This window comes from Achromobacter colocynthidis (assembly GCF_057334535.1).
The window spans coordinates 505,605-527,587 of record NZ_JBHFIZ010000035.1 but is presented as its reverse complement, the minus strand read 5'-3'; the positions used below and the strand labels follow the sequence as shown (position 1 = coordinate 527,587).

General features: G+C 65.8%; 18 protein-coding genes and 1 pseudogene. 6 read left to right on the top strand and 13 right to left on the bottom strand.

Annotation, left to right across the window (positions count from 1 at the left end; all coding sequences use genetic code 11):
• Positions 1-123: 123 nt before the first annotated feature.
• The 3 genes from ACE04A_RS18085 to ACE04A_RS18075 all read right to left on the bottom strand — a co-directional run bounded on the left by ACE04A_RS18085 (position 124) and on the right by ACE04A_RS18075 (position 3,416).
• The gene (locus tag ACE04A_RS18085; protein ID WP_448718961.1) at positions 124-1,365 is read right to left on the bottom strand and encodes a T6SS immunity protein Tli4 family protein; all 1,242 of its coding nucleotides are present in this window, start codon (positions 1,363-1,365) and stop codon (positions 124-126) included.
• Positions 1,362-3,176, bottom strand: a complete 1,815-nt coding sequence (locus ACE04A_RS18080; protein WP_448718960.1) for a Tle4 family T6SS lipase effector — start codon at positions 3,174-3,176, stop codon at positions 1,362-1,364. The genes ACE04A_RS18085 and ACE04A_RS18080 overlap by 4 nt, the downstream gene beginning before the upstream one ends.
• Positions 3,177-3,269: 93 nt before the next feature.
• On the bottom strand, positions 3,270-3,416 hold the full coding sequence (locus tag ACE04A_RS18075; protein WP_279997051.1) for a hypothetical protein: 147 nt from the start codon (positions 3,414-3,416) through the stop codon (positions 3,270-3,272).
• Positions 3,417-3,611: 195 nt separating this feature from the next.
• On the opposite strand from ACE04A_RS18075, the gene ACE04A_RS18070 reads away from it, so the two are divergent.
• Positions 3,612-5,822 carry a rhodanese-like domain-containing protein gene (locus ACE04A_RS18070; RefSeq protein WP_448718959.1) on the top strand — a complete coding sequence of 737 codons (2,211 nt, stop codon included), beginning with the start codon at positions 3,612-3,614 and terminating at the stop codon, positions 5,820-5,822.
• Positions 5,823-5,925: 103 nt separating this feature from the next.
• Here the strand turns inward: ACE04A_RS18070 and ACE04A_RS18065 are convergent, their stop codons facing one another.
• The 8 genes from ACE04A_RS18065 to ACE04A_RS18030 all read right to left on the bottom strand — a co-directional run bounded on the left by ACE04A_RS18065 (position 5,926) and on the right by ACE04A_RS18030 (position 14,154).
• A complete protein-coding gene (locus tag ACE04A_RS18065; protein ID WP_485820370.1) occupies positions 5,926-7,074 on the bottom strand; it encodes a GGDEF domain-containing protein in 1,149 nt (382 codons plus the stop codon).
• A gap of 75 nt (positions 7,075-7,149) precedes the next feature.
• Complete coding sequence (locus ACE04A_RS18060; RefSeq protein ID WP_448718957.1) at positions 7,150-8,574, bottom strand: 3-deoxy-D-arabino-heptulosonate 7-phosphate synthase; 1,425 nt, start codon at positions 8,572-8,574, stop codon at positions 7,150-7,152.
• Positions 8,575-8,671: 97 nt separating this feature from the next.
• Entirely contained in the window at positions 8,672-9,172 is a 501-nt protein-coding gene (locus tag ACE04A_RS18055; RefSeq protein ID WP_438859474.1) for a GlcG/HbpS family heme-binding protein, read from the bottom strand.
• 120 nt (positions 9,173-9,292) lie between these two features.
• The gene (locus tag ACE04A_RS18050; protein WP_485820369.1) at positions 9,293-9,922 is read right to left on the bottom strand and encodes a response regulator transcription factor; all 630 of its coding nucleotides are present in this window, start codon (positions 9,920-9,922) and stop codon (positions 9,293-9,295) included.
• The gene (locus ACE04A_RS18045) at positions 9,919-11,355 is read right to left on the bottom strand and encodes a sensor histidine kinase (protein ID WP_448718955.1); all 1,437 of its coding nucleotides are present in this window, start codon (positions 11,353-11,355) and stop codon (positions 9,919-9,921) included. Before ACE04A_RS18045 ends, ACE04A_RS18050 begins: the two co-directional genes overlap by 4 nt.
• 57 nt (positions 11,356-11,412) lie before the next feature.
• Entirely contained in the window at positions 11,413-12,600 is a 1,188-nt protein-coding gene (locus tag ACE04A_RS18040) for an HPP family protein (RefSeq protein ID WP_485820368.1), read from the bottom strand.
• Positions 12,601-12,693: 93 nt separating this feature from the next.
• Positions 12,694-13,140: a MarR family winged helix-turn-helix transcriptional regulator gene (locus ACE04A_RS18035; protein WP_485820367.1), complete on the bottom strand. Its 447-nt coding sequence runs from the start codon at positions 13,138-13,140 to the stop codon at positions 12,694-12,696.
• Positions 13,141-13,260: 120 nt separating this feature from the next.
• Positions 13,261-14,154, bottom strand: a complete 894-nt coding sequence (locus tag ACE04A_RS18030) for a LysR family transcriptional regulator (protein WP_259247262.1) — start codon at positions 14,152-14,154, stop codon at positions 13,261-13,263.
• Between the two features lie 162 nt (positions 14,155-14,316).
• Here ACE04A_RS18030 and argC point away from each other — a divergent pair, with 162 nt between their 5' ends.
• On the top strand, positions 14,317-15,249 hold the full coding sequence (gene argC / locus ACE04A_RS18025) for an N-acetyl-gamma-glutamyl-phosphate reductase (RefSeq protein WP_259247267.1): 933 nt from the start codon (positions 14,317-14,319) through the stop codon (positions 15,247-15,249).
• A 102-nt stretch (positions 15,250-15,351) separates the two neighbouring features.
• On the opposite strand, the gene ACE04A_RS18020 is transcribed toward argC, so the two are convergent.
• Positions 15,352-16,245, bottom strand: coding sequence for an MBL fold metallo-hydrolase (locus ACE04A_RS18020; RefSeq protein WP_279997061.1), 894 nt, complete (start codon positions 16,243-16,245; stop codon positions 15,352-15,354).
• 103 nt (positions 16,246-16,348) lie between these two features.
• On the bottom strand, positions 16,349-17,254 hold the full coding sequence (locus ACE04A_RS18015) for a LysR family transcriptional regulator (protein WP_259247271.1): 906 nt from the start codon (positions 17,252-17,254) through the stop codon (positions 16,349-16,351).
• A 127-nt stretch (positions 17,255-17,381) separates the two neighbouring features.
• Here ACE04A_RS18015 and ACE04A_RS18010 point away from each other — a divergent pair.
• The 4 genes and pseudogenes from ACE04A_RS18010 to ACE04A_RS17995 form a co-directional block, all read left to right on the top strand.
• Positions 17,382-18,995, top strand: a pseudogene (locus ACE04A_RS18010) (ATP-dependent acyl-CoA ligase); the annotation flags it as partial.
• Between the two features lie 36 nt (positions 18,996-19,031).
• A complete protein-coding gene (locus ACE04A_RS18005; protein ID WP_279997064.1) occupies positions 19,032-20,345 on the top strand; it encodes an MFS transporter in 1,314 nt (437 codons plus the stop codon).
• Entirely contained in the window at positions 20,342-21,514 is a 1,173-nt protein-coding gene (locus ACE04A_RS18000) for a thiolase family protein (RefSeq protein ID WP_485820366.1), read from the top strand. Before ACE04A_RS18005 ends, ACE04A_RS18000 begins: the two co-directional genes overlap by 4 nt.
• Positions 21,511-21,972: a zinc ribbon domain-containing protein gene (locus ACE04A_RS17995; protein ID WP_448718950.1), complete on the top strand. Its 462-nt coding sequence runs from the start codon at positions 21,511-21,513 to the stop codon at positions 21,970-21,972. The genes ACE04A_RS18000 and ACE04A_RS17995 overlap by 4 nt, the downstream gene beginning before the upstream one ends.
• Positions 21,973-21,983 lie beyond the last annotated feature (11 nt).

The following is a 21,983-nucleotide window of genomic DNA, read 5'->3' as shown; positions in this document are numbered from 1 at the left end:
AGGTGGATCCAAACATCTTGCACATCGACAAATGGCGCCGTCTATAGGACGACTATGAAACTGTGCCGGCCAGGGGAACACCCAAGGGCATGGATGTTGCCAAGGCGCGAACCATGGCACCTTTCAAATTCCGGAGTCCGGCGGCGTCCAGGGCATTCCGTTTTCATCGGTACTGAGAAAATCGTCCAGCGCCTTCTTATCGGCAGCAGCTTTCTCGGGGTTGCCTACCTGATCAAACGCCGTGGGCGGCTTGGGTGCGACGGCACGGTAACGCAGGCGCACGGAAGACAAGATGGCGTCCCAGATCTTGCCGGCTTCCCTGTCGGACAAGGCCGCGTCAACGCGGGGTGGCGCAGGTGGACGTTTCCAGAGGGGAATGGCGTGCTTGTCGGGTACGAAGCGGGGAAGGGACCAACGGACAAGGTCGAGCGGGTTGGCGGGATCGAAGGCCTTCATCATGACTCCACCCCCTCGCAGGCGTAGATTGATGCCGGGCCGAGTAAAGCCTGGGTCGTCGCGATAACTCTGCGCAACGAACAGGAAGGCATGGTGGTCCACGTTGCGGTAGCTGATACCGCTTTGCTCACCGGCCATGCCGGCGAACGTTGGCGTGCCCGAGCGTAAGACGTTGTAGCGAGTCCCCGCCAAAAATCGCTTCTCCTGCTCCTTCATGTTGAGATACTCCTGTGGCTGGATGGCGTTGATGCGTGCATCAAGCACGATGTTCGAGGCCGGCGCCCGAAACCTCAGCATGCCGATTTCCTGGTCGTGATGCTCGCGGATGATGACGGGACCAAGCCCAAAGCCTGGTCCGGCGCTCTGCGGGTCGGTGATCTTGGAGATGGTCTTGGCCAAGGCTTGGATGCGGGCTTCGACTGGGGCGATGACGTTTTCGTACGACTGAGCTTTGATGAGGACGTAGACGTCATCGACAAGAAGATGCAGCTCATGGGTGTGATAGTTTTTCTGCTGGCGGTTGCGAAAAAAGCGCAGCAAGGTATGTGTTGGATCCGGCTTTATCTGAGCGAGCAACATAGAGCCGCCTGAATCGTGAGCGACTTGCTGAATCTGCGACGATCTATCGTTTACTGCGTCCGCGTAACGGCCAGGAGAGACATCCATCCCTAACACCTTGACTTCGACGGTCGTGAAATCGGTATCCAATCCGTAATACAACGTGACGTAGCTGCCGGTGCTGTAAAACCAGTCCGAGGGCAAATCAATCAAGTGTCGGCCGAATGCCCAGGTGCGGATGTCCGTGGTTGTGTTAGTCACTGGGATGTCCTTGTGCTGTAGGAGCAGGATGCTGCCGCCTACGAGGGCAGTAAGCGCAATTGCGGCGGTAACAACGCGCGTCTTTATCATGACTTCCTCGCCTGGGCCGCTAGTTTCAGGATCCACTGCAGCGTGATCAGTTGGACCAGTTCATTTCGGAAAGGACCTTCATGTTCAAACCCGCGCATTCCGAGTTGTTCTTTGACTTGGCCGCGCTTGGCCTGGTCAAGCGGTGCGCGGCCTGAACTGATGGGGACCGTGCCGTCCCCAATGCCGTCCTGCATTTCGCAGTGCAGCTCCCAATCGCTGTATTGCAGTTTTTCCGGCGGGGAAGTGCCATCGACATACCGTAGCGAGGGAGACGCCACGCGGCTTTGTCCTCTTGCATAAAGCGGCGTGCGACCATCGTGCTGAATATCCGAGTTTCGGGCCTCGAGAAGGGCTTCGATCGAGAAAGGTGGCTGTGTGGTGTGTGCTCGGCGCAACCCCGGGCGTATCGTCCATCGAATGGATTCGAAGCTCGCGAATTTGGTATCCGCCCCATAGAAGACGTAGGTCTTTGGATGGAAATAGGTGCCGAGTACTTCGTGGAATTCTCGCGCGCTTCCAATCGCTTGTTTGTAGTCTTTCCATTCGATGGCAGTCCCGCCTTTGGGCGCCAGCCATTCTTCTCTGATCAACCCCCACCATCGGCTTCTTTCGAGATAGATCGTTTCATACGGGCATTGCGAAGGGGACGGAACTGCCGACATGGCGGGAACAGTGCGCGATTGTTCTTCGCGTAAGAGCTTCAGCCATCCCGGTGAATAGCGCCGCGTCGGCAGCAATTGCAACGCACCAGGCGATTGGGCAAAAACTGCCGTCACTTCCTGCCCGCTGCCGCCGATCACAAGCGAGGTTCCGTAGTCCTCATCCCGCATGCCGACTTTGCAACGCCTGTAGGCTACCGGCGCGCCGTTGGTCGGCATGACGCCGTGAATGATTCCGCAGATTGCGGCCTCCATGCCGGGCAGGGTCGCGCACTGTCTGGCAATAAGGCCGCCCATCGAATGGGTCACCAATAGGACCTGTGTGCAGCGATCGCCATACTGGTCTAGCAGAGTTTCAATCCGTTGCCGTAGCTTCTCAGCGGACTCTGCATTAGATTCAAGCCAGTTATACCCAAACGCATGCACCGGCATATTGAACCGTGCGCCGGCCAGCAGATCGTCCGTGGTTAACGGTTTGACGCCTTCATCGCTTCCGTTTCGATCCAGCCCGTTCAACCCCGGCATAAAGACATCCACGCCTGGCTGAAGGCGCCGATACGTTGCTTTCGGATCCTCCCAATGCCTGTCGTCCAATTCAAGCGCATAGTTTTCGTGGCGAGGAACGGTGGGGGAGTTCAGGACATGCTCCAACCACCGCAGGAAGCGTTCGTAGCTCGTTTGCCCAACCTCTCCCCAACCTCGTTCCCGATAGCGCTCCCCAAGGGCGGCTTTGCGGGCGGCGGGTAGTAGTTGTCCGTTCTCCTGCACCATTCCTAGCGGAACGTCGGGGACCGCGCCCTGGTCATCGACTTCTACGCGGTCAGGGTGCAAAACGGTTTGCCGGATTCCCGCGCTTTGATTCATCCATTGGCTCAGCAAGTGCGTCGGAATTCCGGCGAAGCCGTTATCAAGCCGCCAGACAGATTCTGGCTGGTCACCGCCCGGTTCTGAAACCGACCTCAAGTTAGTCCCCATCACCCCAGGAATAAATATCACCGGCAGGATCAGATCCGGCCCGATACGAAGTTGAACTGGGTCGGTGATCTTGCAATCCGTCAGCGTCCAGGTGAAGCACTGTTGACCCCGGGCGTCGTAGTGAAACGGCGCCACGCGCTCGGTGGGCGGGTCTTTCTCGGGTTTGATATCAGTCATTTCTTATCGCCCATCCATTCGATATAAACGCCATCCATGCGCATGTCTTTTTGCATGGTCCGAAATTCCTCGCAGTATTCGTGCGGCAGGTGCTCAAAGGTGCTGGTAGATGCGCCAGTCGGAACACAGCGCGGCCCGGGCCAGGGAGGGTTCTACGACGACCAGCCGGTAGCGCGTGCGACGATAGCCGGTGTCGGCTTGGGTGAAGGCGAAGCGGTGGTCTTGCTTGTGAGACAACACGTTCGGTCCTCCTGGATAACGCAGGTTGACCGACGATATTGCGCAATGGATCACGCGCGCGTCTATAGAACTCCTCTGATTTTTCGGGGTAGCCGCCACCACTGTCCGCATATCCATAGACGCATTTCTACGTTGTCCGGCATGAAGCCTCCACGTAGCCTGAGCCTTCTTCTCTCTGAAAGCCCAGGTCATTCCATGAGTCAATCTATCCAATCGGCCCCGCAGGCCGTCGCCAAGCACAGCGAACGCGCCGAGGCCGTGCGCGGCTTTATCGCCCAGGTTCGAAAATGGGTGCCCGACGCGGCGCATGCCACGCCGCAAGCGCTGGCTCAGGTGGCGGCGTTGCTCGAGGCGCTGGGCCTGCGCCGCGACCTGTTTCCCGCCGAGGCGTTCGCCCTGGTGCCGGAGCGTCCTGCTTCGCTGTACCGCTTGGCCGAAGATATCGACGGCGGCTATGCGTTGTATTTATCGCTGGGCGGACCCGGCAAGGCGCAGCCGCCGCATGATCACACCACCTGGGCGATCATCGCCGGGGTTCACGGCACCGAACGCAACGAGGTGTATTCCCGCGCGGCTACCGAAGACCCCTTGCGCGACACGCTGACGCACGTGCGCCGCGTGGATGTGGGGCCGGGCGCGTCCATCGTGCTGGGGCCCGATGACGTGCACACCATTGAATTGGTGGGTGACGAAGCGGGCGCGCATCTGCACTTTTATGGCTTGGCGCTGGATCGCCTGCATGGCCGCGTGGTGTTCGAAAGCACCGCGGGCGGCACCTACCGCAGGTTTTCGCCGCCAGCCGCCATCTACCATGCGCGCGTGTCGGCCAGCGCCTTGCAGGACGCGCTGCGCGGCGATGACGAGATTGCCGTGCTGGACGTGCGCGAGGCGGGCCGCTATGCCCGTTGCCATTTACTGGCTGCCGTGCCCGCGCCGCTATGGCGGCTTGAGCTGTTGGCCGATCGCCTGGTGCCGCGCCGCGACACGCGCATTGTGCTGGTGGACGACGATGAGTCGTTGGCGCACCAGGCGGCTGCGAAGCTGACCCGGCTGGGTTGGACCGATGTGACGGTCCTGGAAGGTGGAACCGACGGATGGGTGCGCGCGGGCTTGGAGGTGTTTTCGGGAACCAACGTGCCCAGCAAGGCGTTTGGTGAAGTCATCGAACACGAAAAGCACACGCCGTGGATCGACGTGGACGAGTTGCATGAGCGCGTTGCGCGCGGTGACGACATCGTGGTGGTGGATAGCCGCACGCCCGAAGAATTCCACCACTTCACGCTGCCGTTCTCGCACAGCCTGCCGGGTGCCGAACTCGTCTATCGCATCCGCGAGCTGGCGCCGGACCCGAACACGTTCGTGGTGGTCAATTGCGCGGGCCGTACGCGCAGCATCGTGGGCGCGCAGACCTTGATCGACGCAGGGATTCCCAACCGGGTGGCGTCGCTGCGTAACGGGACCATGCAATGGCTGCTGTCCGGACGCGAACTGGCCTACGGCCGCAAGGCGGCGTTGCCCGAACCGGGCGATGCGACTTTGAGCGTGGCGCGGCAACAGGCGCGTGATGTGGCGCAGCGCGCCGGTATCGGCTATGTGGACGCGGCGACCTTGCAGGCGTTCGAGGCGGAGCAGGGCACGCGCACGCTGTACAAGTTTGATGTACGCACCCGCGAGGAATATGAAGGTGGCCACCTGGAAGGGTGGCGCTGGGCGCCGGGCGGCCAGTTGGTGCAGGCCACGGACGAGTATGTGGCGACCCGGCGTGCCCGCGTGGTGTTGGCGGATTGGGATGGCGTGCGCGCGCTGACCACTGGGGCCTGGCTGGCGCAGTTGGGGGCCGTGGAGGTCTATCTGTATCAGCCCGCGGCGTTCGCGCCTTTGCAAAGCGGTCCCGAGCCGCGTCGCGTGTTGCGCCATCGGCCGGACGTCGCCCGCGTGCGGCCCTTGGCACTGCGCGCGGCGCTGGACGCGGGCCAGGCCGTCGTGTTCGACGTGGAGTCGCGCGTGGCCTATGAGCGTGGACATGTGCCGCACGCACGCTTCGCGGCGCCTGACCGGCTGACGGAATTCCTGCCGTCCGACGAGGGCCGCAGCGTGGTGCTGACGTCTTCCGACGGGGTGCTGGCCGGTGTTGTGGCCGCTGAACTGGCCTGGCGCGGCGTTCGGCGGGTGCAGGTTCTGTTGGGCGGAACGCGGGCGTGGAAAGACGCTGGCCTGGATCTGGATACCGGCGCGTCAGGCGTATTGACCAGCGACGACGATCAAAGCATCAGCCCCTATCTGTTTGATGATTTGGCGGCGCGTGATGAAGGATTTCGGGAATACCTGGACTGGGAACTGGGGTTGGTTGCGCAACTGAAGCGCGACGGTGGCGAGCAAATTCGCCTTATCCCGGCGCCGCAATAACGGCACGAGGTACGAGGTACGCCCCGCTAACGCGCGCGAGGGAGGCAGCGGGGCGTACCCATTCCAGGTCTGCGGCGCTTTTGGTCTGCCGCGCTTGGGGCTGTCAGGCCAATTCCAACCGGTTTCCACCCAGCGATTTTGCGCGGTACAAGGCGCGGTCAGCGGCCGCCAGGCTATCGGCCAGCGGCGGCGCGTTGTGGTCAAACCGGGCCAGCCCGATGCTGACCGTGGCGCGGATGGCGCTGCGATCCACCTGTTCGGAAACCGTGTCGGCAAAGCGTTGCGCGACGGCTTCGCCCAGCGCCTGCGCGCGCCGCGCCTCGTCGCCCGTGAGCAGCGCGGCGCACTCTTCGCCGCCGATACGGGCCAACAACACGCTCGGCCCGGCCACATTCTGCGCGATGTCGGCAAACGCCTTGAGCACCAGATCGCCCGCCTGATGCCCGTGTTGGTCGTTGATGGACTTGAAGTGGTCAAGGTCAAACGCCAGCACCGCCACCGGGCCATGGTTCGCATGGGCGTGCAACAGGCGCGTGCCTTCCTCGAAAAACCAGCGGCGGTTGCCCAGGCGCGTCAGGTAGTCGGTTTGCGATTCACGCAACAACTGGCCATGCGCTTCTTCGCGTACCAGCTTGAGCAGCGCCATCGGCAGCAATACCGAATACAGCACGCCTTCGTACATGGTGATGTTGCTGGATGCCAGTTGGACCGAGGGACCGTATACGCCCACCAGCCAGGGCAGGATCAAGGCCCGGAAGGCGTAGAACAAGGCATGGATGCCGGTGATGGCGACGACGAAGCGCCGAGGCGCCAGCGGCTTCAGTGGCGTGCAGCGCCACATTTCCCAGGCGGGCCGGGCCGCCACGGCGGCAATGGGCGCCGCGCTGATGTAGCTCCACATGATGCCTTGCCAGCGCGTGCCGGCCGCTGTCCACAGCACGGCCGTCATGGCCAGCAACGCCGCCGAGGTCCAGCGATACTGCTTGCCGTTGAAGGCCGCGACGCCGTGCAGAACCAGCAGATAGCCGCTAAGGATGATGAAGTTGCTTAGCCCAGGGCCGAGCGCCGCGGGCAGGTGGCTGCGCAACAGCACCACGGTACAGCCGGTGGCGATGGTGGTGAAGCCCACGGCCAGCAGTCCCAGTTCCTTGCCGCGCCGGGTATTGGTCCGGTATTCCCAATAGAGCATCCCGGCGCTGGCAAGCAGCGTCCCGATGACGAGTAGGTAAAGGGTGTAGAGATCGACGTGCATCCCGGCGGTATCAGCGTGGCGCCGACACGTGTTGCCGACAGCGGGATTTTACGGGGAAAACTGCCCCGTTATCTGTTACAGGCGGGCGTGTTGCGTGGCTGCAAACAGGTCGTCTGTGTGCACCATCAGCGCGCGCACCTGATGCAGCAGCGGGTACTGATTCAGCACGCCGGCCCATTGCGCAGACGTCAGCAATCCGTGCCAAACGGTCTCCAGCGCTTGCGCGTCGGCGGGTTCGCCCCGCGCCAGCTGGCTGGCGTAGGCCACGCTGGCCGGCGCGGACAGCAATTGCATGCGGCAAGCGGCGTTCAGCAAGCGCGGCACGTCGACGGGTTCGTCGGCGGGCGCGTCACAGCAATAGAGCACGGCGCCCGCCAGGTCGGGGCCTGGTGTGGGCAAGGCGCTTAAGGATGCGCCGCTCAGCGCCACGGTGCCTTGATGCGACAGAAACGGGTAGACGACGCCGGCGTCCGCCTGCGCCAGCCGTTGCACGCCGCGCAGCAAGCGGGGGAAGTCGGTACTGGCCGCGTCCACCGACGCCTTGGCCTCGACCAGCAGGCAAACGTCCCAGACGGGGTCAGCGTCGGGCGGGCCGGCGCGACGCAGCAGGGCGGCGTCCCACTCGCTCTTGGCCCGGTCAGCCGAGCCGGGCAGTTCGGACGGCACGTGCATCGAGGTCACCACCCGGTAGGCGTCGGGCTCCGATGTCGTGCCCAGCGACGCTTCGGTATTGAGGCGGCGCGCCAGGGCTTGCAGTGCTTGCGCCGCCTGTGCCTCGACGGCGGCGCCGCGTTGTTGCGCGGCGAGCCCTCGCGCGACCGCGCCAGGTGTGCCGGAGCGGGGACCATTGCGGTTCCAAAGCGCTTGATACCGCTGCACCAGCGGGTCGCAGGCTAAGGCGTCCAAGCGGGACAGGCGTTCCAGGGCGGAACCGTCGCGCAGCCGGGCCAGGCTGCGCGCCATGGCGGAATCGCCGGCGGCGTCGGGTATGGCGTTGATCCGTTCGACGGCATCGGACAGCGTCGCCCACGCCGATGCCGACACGGCGGCTTGCAACGCGGCCAGGGCATCGCGCTGCGCGCCGGGCGGCATGCGTTGCAGCTTGGCCGGGTGGGCAATGGCGTTGACGGCCGCCACGACGTCACGCCGGTCGGGCTCGGCGCCAGCCGCCAACGAGGCGTATTCGCGTACCTGCACGGCTTGGTGGCGCAGGACCATGGCCTGGATGGCGGGGTCCCCCTGATTCTCACGCATGGCTTCGCCGATCAGCTGCGCCAGCGCGTCGATGAACGTCTGCTTGACCGTGGCGGGCGGCGAATCTGAACGGGCCAGCGCCCGCCGCGCCTGATCAATGGCCACGGCAAGCGTGCTGGTGCAATGGCGGCGGGTGGGGGTAGGGGCCGCTTCCAGCGCGGCTTCGGGGGTGTCCGGCACGCGATAGCGGCGGGCGACGATGCGTAGCGTTTCGTCCAGCAGGGCGGGGCGCGGCGGCAGGGGCATGGTGGGTACCGGCTTATTCAGACTGTGGCGCCGTAAGCCTAGCCTGTTGCCGGCGTGGGCGCCAATCCCGGCATGCCCCCTGGCCCCCGCAGCGTTCTTACTTGAACATTGCTGCGTTGTCTTGCAGCACCGTGTCGGCGCACTGGGCGTCCAGGTGGCCACCGGGCGCGCCGGCCACGCCGATGGCGCCGATGACCTTGTCGCCCGCCTTGACCGGCACGCCGCCGCCCAAGAGCAGGAAGCCCGGAATGTCGGTCAGGTTGGCGGCGCCCGGATTCTTCTGCGCGTTCTCCATCATGGTCAGCGTGGGCGTCTTGGCGGACACGGCGGTAAAGGCCTTGGCGCGGCTGGCTTCGATGGTGTGCGGGCCGGCGTTGTCGGCACGGGCGAAGGCCTTGAGCAGGCCGGCGCGGTCCACCACGGATGCGCTGACGTTGTAGCCCTTGGCCTGGCAAGCGGCAACGGTGGCGGTGGCGAGCGTTTGCGCATCGGCCATCGACAGGTTGGTTTCCGTCAGCACGGCGGCGTGGGTGGCGGCGGAGAAAGCCAGCGTGGCGGCCAGCGAGGAGAAGAGGGTGGCAAGGGTAGTACGCGTCATGGTCTGCATCCTTTTTGTGGGTGTCATCAGGAGCAGTCAGTGTGTCCAAAACGCGCGGCGGGCGGTATACGCCCGACTACTCGCGTGCCTCCGTAGCGTTACGGAGGGCAGGGCGGCGGGCTAGTCGAGCAGGGTGGCGTATTGGCGGATCAGTTGCGCCAGCGAGTCGGCTTCCAGCTTGGCGAAGACGTTGGCCCGATACGTTTCAACGGTGCGTGGCGACAGGTCGAATTCGCGCGCGATTTCCTTGTTGCTCATGCCTTGCACGATGCGCGCCAGCACCTCGTGTTCGCGTCCGGACAGGCGCGCCAGCCGGTCGGCGGCGGCCTGGGTCACGGCCAGTTTTTCGCGGCTGGCGATGTGGGTGCGCACGGCGGCCTGAACGGCGTCCAGGAACACGTCGTCATCCACGGGCTTTTGCAGGAATTCCATGGCGCCGCCCTTGACGGCGCGGCGGCACAGGTCCACGTTGGCATGGCCCGTCAGCATGACGACCGGCAGGTCGCACTGCGCGGCCAAACGGCCAAGCACATCCAGCCCGCTGATGCCGGGCATGCGGATGTCCAGCACGACGCAGCCGATGGCGCCGGCGTTCAGTTGCGCCAGAAAGGCCTGCGGATCGCCAAAGCCCACGCTGCGCAGGCCCACGCTACGCAGCAGCAGGGCCAGCGCATCGCGCACGGCGTCGTCGTCGTCCACCAGGTACACCAGCGGGGAATGGTCGGGCGTGCGCGCGTCCGGGGTGTTCATGCGGGAGCCTCCGAGCGCGGCAGGCTTACGGTGAAACAAGCGCCCGAGGGCTTGAGATTGCGTGCCGCGATGCGGCCGTCCATGGATCCGGCCAATGTTTCGCACAAGGCCAGCCCCAGCCCCATGCCTTGCTCGCGGGTGGTGTAGAACGGGGCGAACAGGCGGGGCAGCGCGTCGGCGGCGATGCCGGGGCCGGTGTCGCTGACGGTAAACCGGTATTCGTCGCCGTCGGCGCGGCCTTCCAGTTGGATCAGCCGCGTGCCGTTGGTGCCGGCCAGGGCGTCGGCGGCGTTTTGCACCAGGTTGTGCAGGATCTGTTCCAGCGCCACGCGGTCTCCCAGCGGCCGCGCGCCGGGGCTGGCGTTGTTCCAGGCCAGGCGGATGCCTAGCCGGGCCAGTTCGGCCTCGCGCAGAAAAAGTAGCGAAGCCACCAGCGCGTCCGGGTCCAGCGTTTCGCGCCGGGCGGGGGAACGCGGCTGTACCAGCGCGCGCATGCGGCTGATGATGTCGGCGGCGCGCTTGGCCTGTTCAGCGCTGGCCAAGAGCGCGTGGCGCACGGCGGGGCGTTCGTCCTCGTCGTCCAGCAGGCGCTGGGCAGCGCGGGTCTGGGCCAGGATGGCGGTCAGGGGCTGGTTCAGTTCATGCGCGATGCCCGCCGCCATTTCGCCCAGCGTGCCCAGGCGCGCCATGGTGGCCAGGCGGGCCTGTTCCTGTTGCCGGTGCGCCTCGGCGCGCGAGCGCTGCCACGCGGCGGCGGCGGCCACCAACAGGGCGCTGGCCACGGCCCAGAAGAGCCAGGCTTTCCATGGCCAGAAGCCGGGGGTCAGCGTGCGGATACTGCGCATCGGGAAGGCCTGGCTGGCCGCACCCAGCGGCTTTTGCAGGGTCATCGTCAGCCCCCACGCATCGTCTGGCTGCTTGGACAGCAGCGCCAGCGGCTTGCCGTTCAACATCAGGCTCAGGTTGCCCAGGCCCGGGGGAAAGTCCGCCTCGGGCACCAGTTGGCGGGCGTCCAGCAGCAGGCTCCAACTGGAGGGCGCAACCAGCCAGTAGCGCGCTTCGTCCACCGGCAGCGTCACCGGGCGTCCCGCTTCGCGGGCGCGCGCCACGGTGGCGGACAAGGCCGACGGCGGGGGCACGCTGCCCGCCCAGGCGCCATCGGCCAGGTACCCCAGCCCCAACAGTTGCGGCATGGCCGGGTGCAGGCTGGGATACAAGCGTTCGGGTGTGGGCGGATGCGACAGCGCGGTCAGCGTGGCCAGCACGGCCTCGTGCTGCACCGTCTTCTGGCTCAACATGCGCTGCGCGATGCTGGTGGCCTGGAAGAAGCGGTCGTGCAGGTCCAGGTATTCCTGGCGGGCGATCCAGGCGGCGCCCAGAAAGAACAAGACCAGCCAGCAGAGGAGGGCGCGCGTGCGCGATAGGGGATTCACGGGTGAAATTATGCCCTGCGGCCGTTGCGCCCCGGAATCCGTAGGGCTACGGAGGCGTCACGCGGCGCGCGGGGAGGCCTGGCCGGCCGGATCGGCTTGCGGATCGGCTTGCGAATTAGCCTGTGAATTGGCCGACACCGTCATCTGGTACAGCGCGGCCACCAGGTCCGACTGCGTGATCAGCCCGACCAGGGTGCGCGAGGCGTCCAGCACGGGCACGCAATGCAGGGCGTCAGACATGGGCCGGGCCAGTTCGATGACTGGCAGGTCCGGTGTGACGAAGGGCACTTCGCTACGCAGGCAGTCGGAAACCCGCTGGCGCGGCGGCGCGGCGTCATCCGGCGTGCCGGCAAGCGGCCGGGCCTTGCGCGCCAGCACGTCGGCCTGCGACACCATGCCGGCATAACGACCGTTCGCGTCAACCACCGCCAAGGCTTGCAGCCGGTGCTTGTCGAACAGGCGCACGGCGTGGTCCAGGGGCTCGTGTTCCTGCACGGTGACGACATCGCGCGACATGACGTCGGCGCACGACACCTCGCCAAACCGGCGCACGCTGGCGCGCAGTTCGGCGGCCAGTACGATGTCTTCCAGGTCTTCCTTGCTGATGTCCAGGAGCTCGCCGCGTTGCGCCAGGGCATCGTCCAGGTCGGCCCGGCTGAAGCCCAGGCGGGTGCTGGGCGCGGCGTCGCGGGTGTGATGTCCCTGTGCCGGGTCGGCATGGCGGCGGGGGTAATTGCGTTTCAGAGCGCCGTTGAAGGCCACGGCAATGCACAGCAGGATCAAGGAATTCAGACCCACCGGCCACAGCGCGAAGCCATAGCCCAGGCTGGCTACGGACGGCCCGCCCAGCACCGCGGTCAAGGCCACCGCTCCGCCGGGGGGATGCAGGCAGCGCAGGCTGAACATGGCGCCGATGGCCAGGGCTGCCGCGACGGCCGCAGCCAAGCCGGGCAGCGGAATCATCTGGGCGCAGAACACGCCGATCAGCGCCGACACCACGTTGCCCGCCACGATGGACCAGGGTTGTGCCAGCGGGCTGGCGGGCGCGGCAAACAGCAGCACAGCCGACGCACCCATGGGCGCGATGAACCAGGGGCTGGCCGCGCCCAGTGCGTGCCGGCCTACCCATTCCGTGCAGAACAGCCCCAGCAGCGCGCCGAGCACGCCAAGGATTTTTTCGCGCCCGTTGACGCCTACCGGCGCTGGCGCGAACGCGCTCAGCCAGCGCTTGAATGCCACCCCCAAAACCCTCTCCTCGCGTGCAAGCAATATGTCGTGGGGCGACAATTTATCACGCGGCGGCTTAGCGCCCGCTTATGTGCTTATGCACCGAAGCGCTCAGGTCGCGTCGTCGCCGATGCGCGCCAGCAAGCGGCCCAACAAGGGACGCATGGCGCGCAATTCTTCCAGGTGCGCGGTGGACAGGCTTTCCAATACCCTGTCGGCCTTTGGCGTCAGCACGACTTCAACGCGACGGCCGTCCTCGGGAGCGGCCGCGCGGCTGACCAGGTCCAGCCGGGCCAGGCGGTTGACCAATTCGGCGGCCGTATGCGGGCGGATCAACAGTCGATCGGCGATTTCGCCTACGTACAGCCCACGACGGTCGGTCGGGATTTTGCGGGTGCCTTTGATGGCCAGCAGGGTTTGATGCTGCTGCGGGGTCAGCGCCAAGGCGCCGGCCGCGCCCTCGCTGAAGGCCGCGAAGGTGCGCAGCGCATAGCGGAAGTCAGCCAGCAGTTCGTAGTCGGCGGGCGACAGGGGAGTGGGGGACAGAGTCGTTTTCACAGACGAATTCTAATATGACGACGCGTGGATACGTGCCGTGCCGTAGTGCCGTTCAGTACCGTTAGTACGCTTCATTGCCGTTTTCGTTACCGCTTTCAGGGCCACATTCATCCGCCGCATTCAGGCACCCTGCGTCGCTCGCAATTGCCACAGCACGTCCAGCACGTGTTGGGTGGCGCGTTCCACTTTTTCCGCGCGGTGCGCGATGCCTAGCGGCCGCCACAACGCCGGGCGCAACGGCCGCATGATGATGCGCGGGTCGGCTTGGGGCGCGGTGGCTTCGTGCGGCAGCAGGGTCGCGCCGTAGCCGGCGGCCACCAGGCTTTTGATGGCGTCGTTGTAATTGAGCTGGATGCGGGGGCGCGGGTTCAGTCCGGCGGCGGCGAACCATTCGCCGGTCTGGCGCGACAGCCGCGTGGTGGCGTCGTTCAGGATCAGCGCACGGTCCGCCAGCCAGGCGGGTGTGACGCGGGCGGGCGCCTGCCAGCTTGCCGGCAGAAAGGCCATGACCGGATCGCGCCGCCAGGGCTTGATGACGAGGCCATCGATAGGCGGCTGCGGCAGCGCCACCAGCCCCACGTCCAACGTGCCGTCGTTCAAGCGCTGCAAGGTTTCCTGAGAGGTCAGCACCGCCACCTGCACGTCGATACCGGGGTGATGGCGGCCCAGTGTTTCCAAGGCGCTGGGCAGCAGATGCGCAATGGCGCCGGTGGAGGCGCCCAGGCGCACGCGGCCGGATAAGCCCTGCACCTGCCTTTGCACATCGTCCAGCGCCTGGTCGGCTTCGGCCAGCAGCCGGCGCGCGCGTTCCAGCAGCGTGTCGCCAATGGTGGTGGGCCGGACCTGGCCGCGCTTGCGCGTCAAAAGCGGCGCGCCGATGCGGGCTTCCAGATCGGCCACGTGCAGGCTGACGGTGGGCGGCGCCAGATGCAGCGCGCGGGCGGCCTCGGCGAATGAGCCCAGGTCGGCAATGGCGACCAGGGTGCGCAGGCGATCCAGGCTGATTTCACGCATGGGGTTGACGTTCAGTAAACATGAATTGAACGGTCATGATATTCGACTTTTCTTATCGACGAGCCAGGCCGAAGATACGGCTTGAACGTAACCGCTGCTAACTCTGCGGCCTCAACCCCTAAACCCTCATCCCTGATCAACCCCTCCCTCGACGGAGCAGCCATGACCCACCCCCTAGTCTTTATCGACGGCGACCAAGGCACCACCGGCCTGCAGATTCATGAACGTCTGAACGGCCGTACCGACCTGCGCCTGCTGACGCTGCCCGAGGCCGAACGCAAGGATCCGCAACGCCGTGCCGACGCCATCAACGCCAGTGACGTGGCCATCCTGTGCTTGCCGGACGAGCCGGCGCGCCAGGCGGCGGCGTCGGTGGTGAACCCGGCGGTGCGCATCATCGACGCCAGTTCGGCGCATCGCACCACGCCGGGTTGGGTGTACGGGTTTCCGGAGATGAGCGCGGGGCAGGCCGACGTGATCGCGCAGGCCAAGCGGGTCAGCAACCCCGGCTGCTACCCCACGGGCGCCATCGCCTTGCTGCGCCCCTTGATCCAGGCGGGGCTGGTGCCCGCCGACTATCCGATGGTCGTGCATGCGGTGTCGGGCTATTCGGGCGGCGGCCGCGCCAGCGTGGATGCCTATGAAGGGGCGGGCGGCGTGCAAGGGCCGGCGTTCCAGTTGTACGGCTTGGGCCTGGCGCACAAGCACACCCCCGAGATCGAAGCGCATGCGGGGCTGACGCAGCGCCCGGTGTTCGTGCCGGCCTACGGCGCGTTTCGCCAGGGCATCGTGCTGACGATTCCGTTGCAGACGCGCTTGCTGCCGGCTGGCGTAAACAGCGAACAATTGCATGCTTGCCTGCACCAGCACTACGTGGACACCACGCATGTGCAGGTGGTGCCGCGCCAGGAAGCCGCCAGCCACACGCATCTGGATCCGCAGGTGCTCAACGGTACCAATGACCTGCGCTTGGCGGTCTACGGCAACGAACAACACGGCCAGGTGTTGCTGACCGCGGTGTTCGACAACCTGGGCAAGGGTGCGTCCGGCGCGGCCGTGCAGAACCTGGACTTGATGCTGGCCGCGATGGCATAAGGGGATGGCATAAGGTGATGGCATAAGGCGATGGCGCCTCGCTGGAAGCGGGGCGCCATCGCTGTTCAGGGCATCACGCGTTTATCGTCCCCCTGCATTGCCCTACCACTTCATTTCGCCCTTGGCGACCTTGGCGCTCAACTCCAAGGACGCGGCGGCGCCCGCTTGCGGGTACTGCGCCTTCATGGCGGCGATCAGCGCGGCGCTGTCGGCGGCCTTGGCGGTTTGCGTGTCAAAGGCGCGGATGTAGCCCTGCGTGTAGCGGACGGATTCCAGCGTCAACGGTGCGCCCGGTGCGTAGTGGCCCGGAATGACCGTCACCGGCTTCAGCGCTTCAATGCGCGCCAAGGTGGCCAGCCAATCCTTGTGCGATTGCGGCGTCTGCGTATCGGCCATCCACACATGCAGGTTGCCGAACACCACGACGCCACCCACCACGGCCTTCAACGACGGAATCCACACAAAGCTGCGATCGGGTTGCGGGCCGTCCAGGCCGGTGATTTCCAGCGCCTGGCCTTCCAGCGTCAATGTGCTGCCTTTCAGCACCTGCGGAATCACGGCCCGGGACGGCGCATCCGCGCCCAGTTTGGGGCCCCAGAACGCCAGCTTGCCGTCCACCGTTTCCTTGATGTGCTGCACCGTTGGTTCGGTGGCGACGACGCGCGCATTCGGGAAGGCGGCCACCACGGTGTCCAGGCCGAAGTAGAAGTCGGGGTCGCCGTGGCTGATGTAGATCGTGGTCAGCGTCTTGCCGCTGTCGCGCACCATTTTCACCACTTTTTCGGCTTGTGATTTACCAAACTGCGCATCGATCAGGATGGCTTCGCGCTGGCCGCTGACCAGCACGGAAGACACTTGGAAGATGCCGTCGTTGCCGGGGTTGAAATGGGTCAGTTGCAGATCGGTGCCGGCGGCGTGGGCAACATAGGCAGGGCTGATCAACAAGGTCAGCGCCGCGCTTTGCAGCAGGCGGCGAAAGGTGGGGAAGGAAGACATGGCGGCGGCTCGTGAGTGGAGGGGTAAGGACGCCAGTCTAGTAGCGGCATTCGCGCCGATCTATCCCTGTCTTTGCCAGAGTCTGTTGCGCATTTCGATCAAATCATGCCGGGTTCGGATCCGCCAGGGTTGCCTCGACCTGGCGCCGCAGCCACATCGTGCCCGGATCGCTTTCAAAGCGCGCGTGCCAGTGCACGGTCACGCTTAGCGGTGGCAGGGCGATCGGCAGTGGGCGGATGTCAAAAGCGTGGTCGCGGTTGAACCAGATGGCCGCGCGGTAGGGCAACGTGACCGTCAGGTCGGTGCGGCGGACAATTTCGGCGGCGGCCGAAAAATGCGGCAGCGTCAGGTAGGGCTGCCGATGCAGGCCGGCTTCGCTCAAGACGTCGTTCAGCAATCGGTGTGCGCTGGCGCGCGAGGCCACCAGAATGTGGTCCAGGCGCTTGAACTGGCCGCGCGTCAGCCCTGCCGACAGCACCGGGTGCCCGCGCCGGCCCATGCAGGCATAGCGCTCGCTGAACAGATCGGCGTGGCAGGTATGGCGGCCCAGTCCGGCCAGGTTGCCGATGGCCAGGTCGACCTCGCCCTCTTTCAGCGCTTGCGGCAATTGCTCCAGCGCAACTTCCAGCACTTCCACCTGCAAGCGCGGCGCCAGCGCATGCACGCGCTCCATCAGCGGCGGCAGGAACACCATTTCGCCGATGTCGGACATCGACAGGCGAAAGCGGCGGGTGCTGGTGGCCGGGGCGAATTGCTGGCGCAGGCTGACTGCTTCCGCAAAGCTGTTCATGCCGCGTTCGATGGGGTCGGCCAGCGCAAAGGCCACCGGCGTGGGCTGCATGCCGGTGGCGGTACGCACGAAGAGCGGGTCGTCGAATTGTTCCCGCAGGCGGCCCAGCGCGTAGCTGACGGCGGGCTGCGTCAAGTTCAGCCGTTGCGCCGCGCGGGTGACGCTGCGTTCATGCAGCACGGTCAGGAAAACCCGCATGAGATTCAGATCGAAGTCCACGCATGCCTTTGATATCAGTCCTATTTATAAGATAAATAATAGCCATAAATTTGACACATAAATAGTTGATTCCTAGACTAATTTCACTAAGGCCGCTGACCGGCAGGGTAGCGGCAGAACAACCGGGGAAAGCGTCGTCATGCATGCGTTGACATTACCGTCGTTGTTGGTGGAACAGGCCGCGCGCCAGGGCGAGCGCTTGTGGGTGCAGGCCCCGGGCGGCTCGCTGCGGTTCTGCGATGCGCCGGCCCACGCGGCAAGCTGGGCCGCGCGGTTGGCGTCGGCGGGCGTGGCGCGGGGCGATCGGGTGGGGCTCATGGCCGGCAACCGCCAGGAATTTCTGTCGATCGTGCTGGGCTGTGGCTGGCTGGGCGCGGTGGTGGTGCCCATCAACACCGCGTCGCGCGGCATGCAACTGCGGCACATCCTGGCCAATAGCGGCTGCGTGTTGCTGGTGGCGGATGCGGCCTCCTGTCCGGCGCTGGCGGGCCTGGCATCCGTGGCCGACACGGCGGACGATGATGGCCCATTGGCCTTGCGCGCGATCTGGCTGCTTGACGAGATCGATGCTGCCCACGCGTTGCCCGCGCCCGCCACCCTGGCGCCGTCGGAATCCCTCGCCGCCACACCGCCGTTGCCCGCCGCCGACATCCAGCCCGGCGACATGCTGGCCATTCTCTATACCTCGGGCACCTCCGGCCCGTCCAAGGGCGTGTGCTGCCCCCACGCGCAGTTCTATTGGTGGGGCAAGATCGCCGCGCGCAACCTGGAAATTTCAGATGCCGATGTGCTCTACACCAGCTTGCCGCTGTTCCATACCAACGCACTGAACGCCTGCTTCCAGGCGCTGGTGACCGGGGCGTCCATCATTTGCGACGAGCGCTTTTCGGCAAGCCGCTACTTCGACCGCCTGCAAGCCACGAACGCCACCGTTACCTATCTGCTGGGCGCCATGGTGCCGATGCTGCTGGCGCAAGAGGCCCGGCCGTCCGAACGCGGCCACCGCACCCGCATCGCTTTGGCGCCCGGGGTGCCGGAACGCTTCCATGGCGTGTTCGCCGAACGCACCGGCATGGCGCTGCTGGAAGGCTACGGCTCGACCGAAACCAATTTCGCCCTGGGCGGCACGCTTTCCGAGCAGCGGCCGGGCACGATGGGCCGCGTGGCGCCGGAGTTTGACGCCATCGTGGCCGACGAACACGACGCGCCGGTGCCCGATGGCGAGCCGGGCGAACTGCTGCTGCGCGCCACGCGGCCGTTTGCCATTGCCACGGGCTACTTCGGCATGGCCGACAAGACGGTTGAGGCCTGGCGCAACCTGTGGTTCCACACGGGCGACCGCGTGGTGCGCGACGCCGACGGCTATTTCCGATTCCTGGACCGCCTGAAAGACGCCATCCGCCGCCGAGGCGAGAACATCTCGTCCTATGAAGTGGAACAGGTGCTGCAAGCGCATCCGGCCGTGGCCACCGTGGCCGTCTATGCGGTGCGTTCCGAACTGGCCGAAGACGAAGTGATGGCCGCGTTGGTCTACAAGGCGGGGCACGCGCCCACGCCCGAAGCCCTGCTTGATTTCTGCCAGCCTCGCATGCCGTATTTCGCCGTGCCGCGCTACCTGCGCGTGCTGGACGATCTGCCGCGCACCGAAAACGGCAAGGTCCGCAAGTTCCGCTTGCGGGAAGAAGGTATCACCGGCGACACCTGGGACCGGGACGCCGCCGGCTATCGCGTGGCGCGCTGAGGCGCCGTTGATCCACTAAAAATCCAAGGGGCGGCAATGACGATGGCATACAAGGGGGCGGCGTTGTCCGCCGAAGACGAAGCAAAGAGAAAGCGCACCCGGCGCGTGGTGACGGCCTCGGTCGCGGGCAACGCCATGGAGTGGTACGACTTTTTCATCTATGGCACGGCGGCCGCGCTGGTATTTGGCGACCTGTTTTTTCCCAAGGGCACGGACCCGCTGCTGGGCACCATGGGCGCTTTCGCGGGGTTCGCGGTGGGCTTTCTGGCACGGCCGCTGGGCGGCGTGATCTTCGGCCACATCGGCGACCGCTACGGCCGCAAGCTGGCGCTGGAGTGGACGCTGGGCCTGATGGGCGCGGCCACTTTCCTGATTGGCCTGCTTCCCACTTACGAGCAGATCGGCTTTTGGGCGCCGGTGGCGATGGTGGTGCTGCGCGTCTTGCAGGGCGCGGCGGCGGGCGGTGAATGGGGCGGCGGCGTGCTGCTGATCAGCGAGGCCGTCGGTGGCAAGCGGCGCGGCTACTTCTCGTCGTTCAGCCAACTGGGCGTGGCGGGCGGCTTCGTGCTGTCGTCCGGCGTATTCATGCTGGCGCAGCAATTGCCGCAGGACGCCTTCATGAGCTGGGGCTGGCGCCTGCCATTCCTGTTCAGCGTGCTGATCTTTGGCGTGGGGCTGTACATCCGCAAGCACATCCCGGAAAGCGAAGAATTCGTGCAGGCCAAGAAGACGGCCAAGCGCGGCATGCCGGCCGTGGAAGTGTTTCGCCGCTACCCGCGCCAAGTGTTGACCGCGATGGGCTTGCGCGTGGCCGAGAACGGCGGTTCGTACATCTTCCTGGCCTTTGCGCTGGCCTACGGCAAGTTCCTGGGCATCCCCAACGACGTGATGCTGGGCGGCGTGCTGGTGTCCATGTTCATCGAGCTGGGCACGCTGGTGTGGTTTGGCCATTTGTCTGACCGCATCGGGCGGCGCGCGGTGTACCTGATTGGTTCGGTGGGCCTGGTGCTGGTGGCGTTCCCGTTCTTCTGGATGGTGCAGACGAAAGAGCCGCTCTGGATCTTCCTGGCCTTCTTCCTGGGCAACACGGTGTGCCACGCCGCCATGATCGGGACCCAGCCCGCGTACTTTGCCGAACTGTTTCCGGCCGAAGTCCGCTACACGGGCCTGGCGTTGGGCCACGAGCTGGCGTCGGTGTTCGCGGGCGGCCTGTCGCCCTTGATCGCCATGGCGCTGCTGCGCAAGTATGAATCGGCCACGCCGGTGGCCTGGTTCCTGGTGGGCATGGCGGCGATTACGGTGGTGACCTTGCTGTTGACCCGCAACCCGCCCAGGCAGGACACGGAATGAGCCAGGCCCGGTCTGCCAGCCTCGGACCCGACCCCGGCCCCGGCATCGTCGCGGTAGGCGAAACCCCCGCGTTGCGCCATCCCGAGCCCACCTGCACGACGGCGGGCTTGATGGCGCAAGCCGTCGGCCAGGCGCTGCGTCAGGCGGGTATTGCACCCGCGCAGGTAGACGGGCTGGGCGTGGCGTCGTTCACGCTGCGCCCCGACCGCGCCATCGACCTGGCCTGGCGGCTGGGCTTGCGGCTGAACTGGTGCATGCAAGATGAACTGGGCGGCGGCAGCGCCATCAACCTGTTGCGCCAAGCCTGGCTGGCGCTGGAAGCGGGGCAGGCGCAAACCATTGTGTTGGTGTCGGGCGACCATTTCACGGGCGCGGATTTTGCCGGATTGGTGCGCGGCTACAACCGCAGCGCGCAGGAATATCTAAGCCCGCTGGGTAGCGACGGGCCCAACCCGCTGTTTGCCATGCTGACCCAGAGGCAGATGGCGCAAACGGGGCTGCGCCGTGAAGATTACGGCGCCTTGTGTGTGGCGCAGCGCGGCTGGGCGGCCGATAACCCCAACGCGGCCTATCGCCAGCCGTTGACCTTGGCGCAATACCTGGAAGCGCCAATGGTGGCGCCGCCGCTGGGCCGGCTGGACTGCGTGCCCGTTGTCAGCGGGGCCAGCGCGCTGGTGCTGCAAGCGCGACCGACGGGCGTGCATGTGCGGCTGCTGGCCAGCGGCGCGCGCTACAACCAGGACCAGCAGGAAGGCGACGGCTTGCAGACCGGCATTGCTGAATTCGCCGAAGGCCTATGGCGCGGGGCGGCCGTGGGGCCGGAAGACATGGATGTGGTCAGCGTGTACGACGACTATCCGGCGATGGCGCTGGCGCAATTGCACGACCTGGGCTTTGCCGGTACGGACGACCTGCCGGGCTTCATCGCACGCCGCATCGCCACGCGCGCGCTGCCCGTGAATACGGCGGGCGGCCAATTGTCGGCGGGCCAGGCGGGTACGGCGGGCGGCATGCACGGGCTGGTCGAGGTGGCGCGACAACTGTTGGGCCAGGCGGGCGCGCGCCAATTGCCAGGCCCGCGGCATGGCGTCGTCACCGGCTACGGCATGGTGCAACTGCGCTACGGCATGTGCGCCAACGCGGCCGTGCTGCGCCGGGAGGAATCATGAGTCTGCATGCGGATGAACACCGCGAGGATCAATGCCGCGTGGATGAATGCCGCGCCTGTGGCCATCGCGTCTATCCCGCCCGGCTGTGGTGCCCGGCTTGCGGACATGATGAGTCGCGGCCAGTTGCCGTGGACGAAGGCGAACTGCTGGCCTGGACGGTGATGCCGGATAAGGGCAGGGCGGTGCAGCCGGATTCCGGATCTGACTCACCAAATCCCCCCCGTTCCCCTGGCCTCGCTGACTCGGGGCCGGTCATCATCGCGACGGTACGCGCAGTGCCAGTGGGGCCGGTGCTGGTGGTGCGGCTGCAAGCGCCGCCTTCGCATATCGGCCAGCGCTTGTGTCTGTTCCAGCGACAGGTGTCGGGCCGCGCGCTGCCGTGGGCGGAGCCGCTGCCGGACCAGACCCGTCAAGCCGACCCTGAAGCCTGCGCTTTGAAGCCGGAGCCTAAAGCCTGACCTTCGACGCC

What these genes read in the sequence shown, in the direction of transcription:
- ACE04A_RS18085 (WP_448718961.1), bottom strand. Translation starts at nt 1,365, where the DNA reads ATGATAAAGACGCGCGTTGTTACCGCCGCAATTGCGCTTACTGCCCTC.
- ACE04A_RS18080 (WP_448718960.1), bottom strand. Translation starts at nt 3,176, where the DNA reads ATGACTGATATCAAACCCGAGAAAGACCCGCCCACCGAGCGCGTGGCG.
- ACE04A_RS18070 (WP_448718959.1), top strand. Translation starts at nt 3,612, where the DNA reads ATGAGTCAATCTATCCAATCGGCCCCGCAGGCCGTCGCCAAGCACAGC.
- ACE04A_RS18065 (WP_485820370.1), bottom strand. Translation starts at nt 7,074, where the DNA reads ATGCACGTCGATCTCTACACCCTTTACCTACTCGTCATCGGGACGCTG.
- ACE04A_RS18060 (WP_448718957.1), bottom strand. Translation starts at nt 8,574, where the DNA reads ATGCCCCTGCCGCCGCGCCCCGCCCTGCTGGACGAAACGCTACGCATC.
- ACE04A_RS18055 (WP_438859474.1), bottom strand. Translation starts at nt 9,172, where the DNA reads ATGACGCGTACTACCCTTGCCACCCTCTTCTCCTCGCTGGCCGCCACG.
- ACE04A_RS18050 (WP_485820369.1), bottom strand. Translation starts at nt 9,922, where the DNA reads ATGAACACCCCGGACGCGCGCACGCCCGACCATTCCCCGCTGGTGTAC.
- ACE04A_RS18030 (WP_259247262.1), bottom strand. Translation starts at nt 14,154, where the DNA reads ATGCGTGAAATCAGCCTGGATCGCCTGCGCACCCTGGTCGCCATTGCC.
- argC (WP_259247267.1), top strand. Translation starts at nt 14,317, where the DNA reads ATGACCCACCCCCTAGTCTTTATCGACGGCGACCAAGGCACCACCGGC.
- ACE04A_RS18020 (WP_279997061.1), bottom strand. Translation starts at nt 16,245, where the DNA reads ATGTCTTCCTTCCCCACCTTTCGCCGCCTGCTGCAAAGCGCGGCGCTG.
- ACE04A_RS18005 (WP_279997064.1), top strand. Translation starts at nt 19,032, where the DNA reads ATGACGATGGCATACAAGGGGGCGGCGTTGTCCGCCGAAGACGAAGCA.
- ACE04A_RS18000 (WP_485820366.1), top strand. Translation starts at nt 20,342, where the DNA reads ATGAGCCAGGCCCGGTCTGCCAGCCTCGGACCCGACCCCGGCCCCGGC.
- ACE04A_RS17995 (WP_448718950.1), top strand. Translation starts at nt 21,511, where the DNA reads ATGAGTCTGCATGCGGATGAACACCGCGAGGATCAATGCCGCGTGGAT.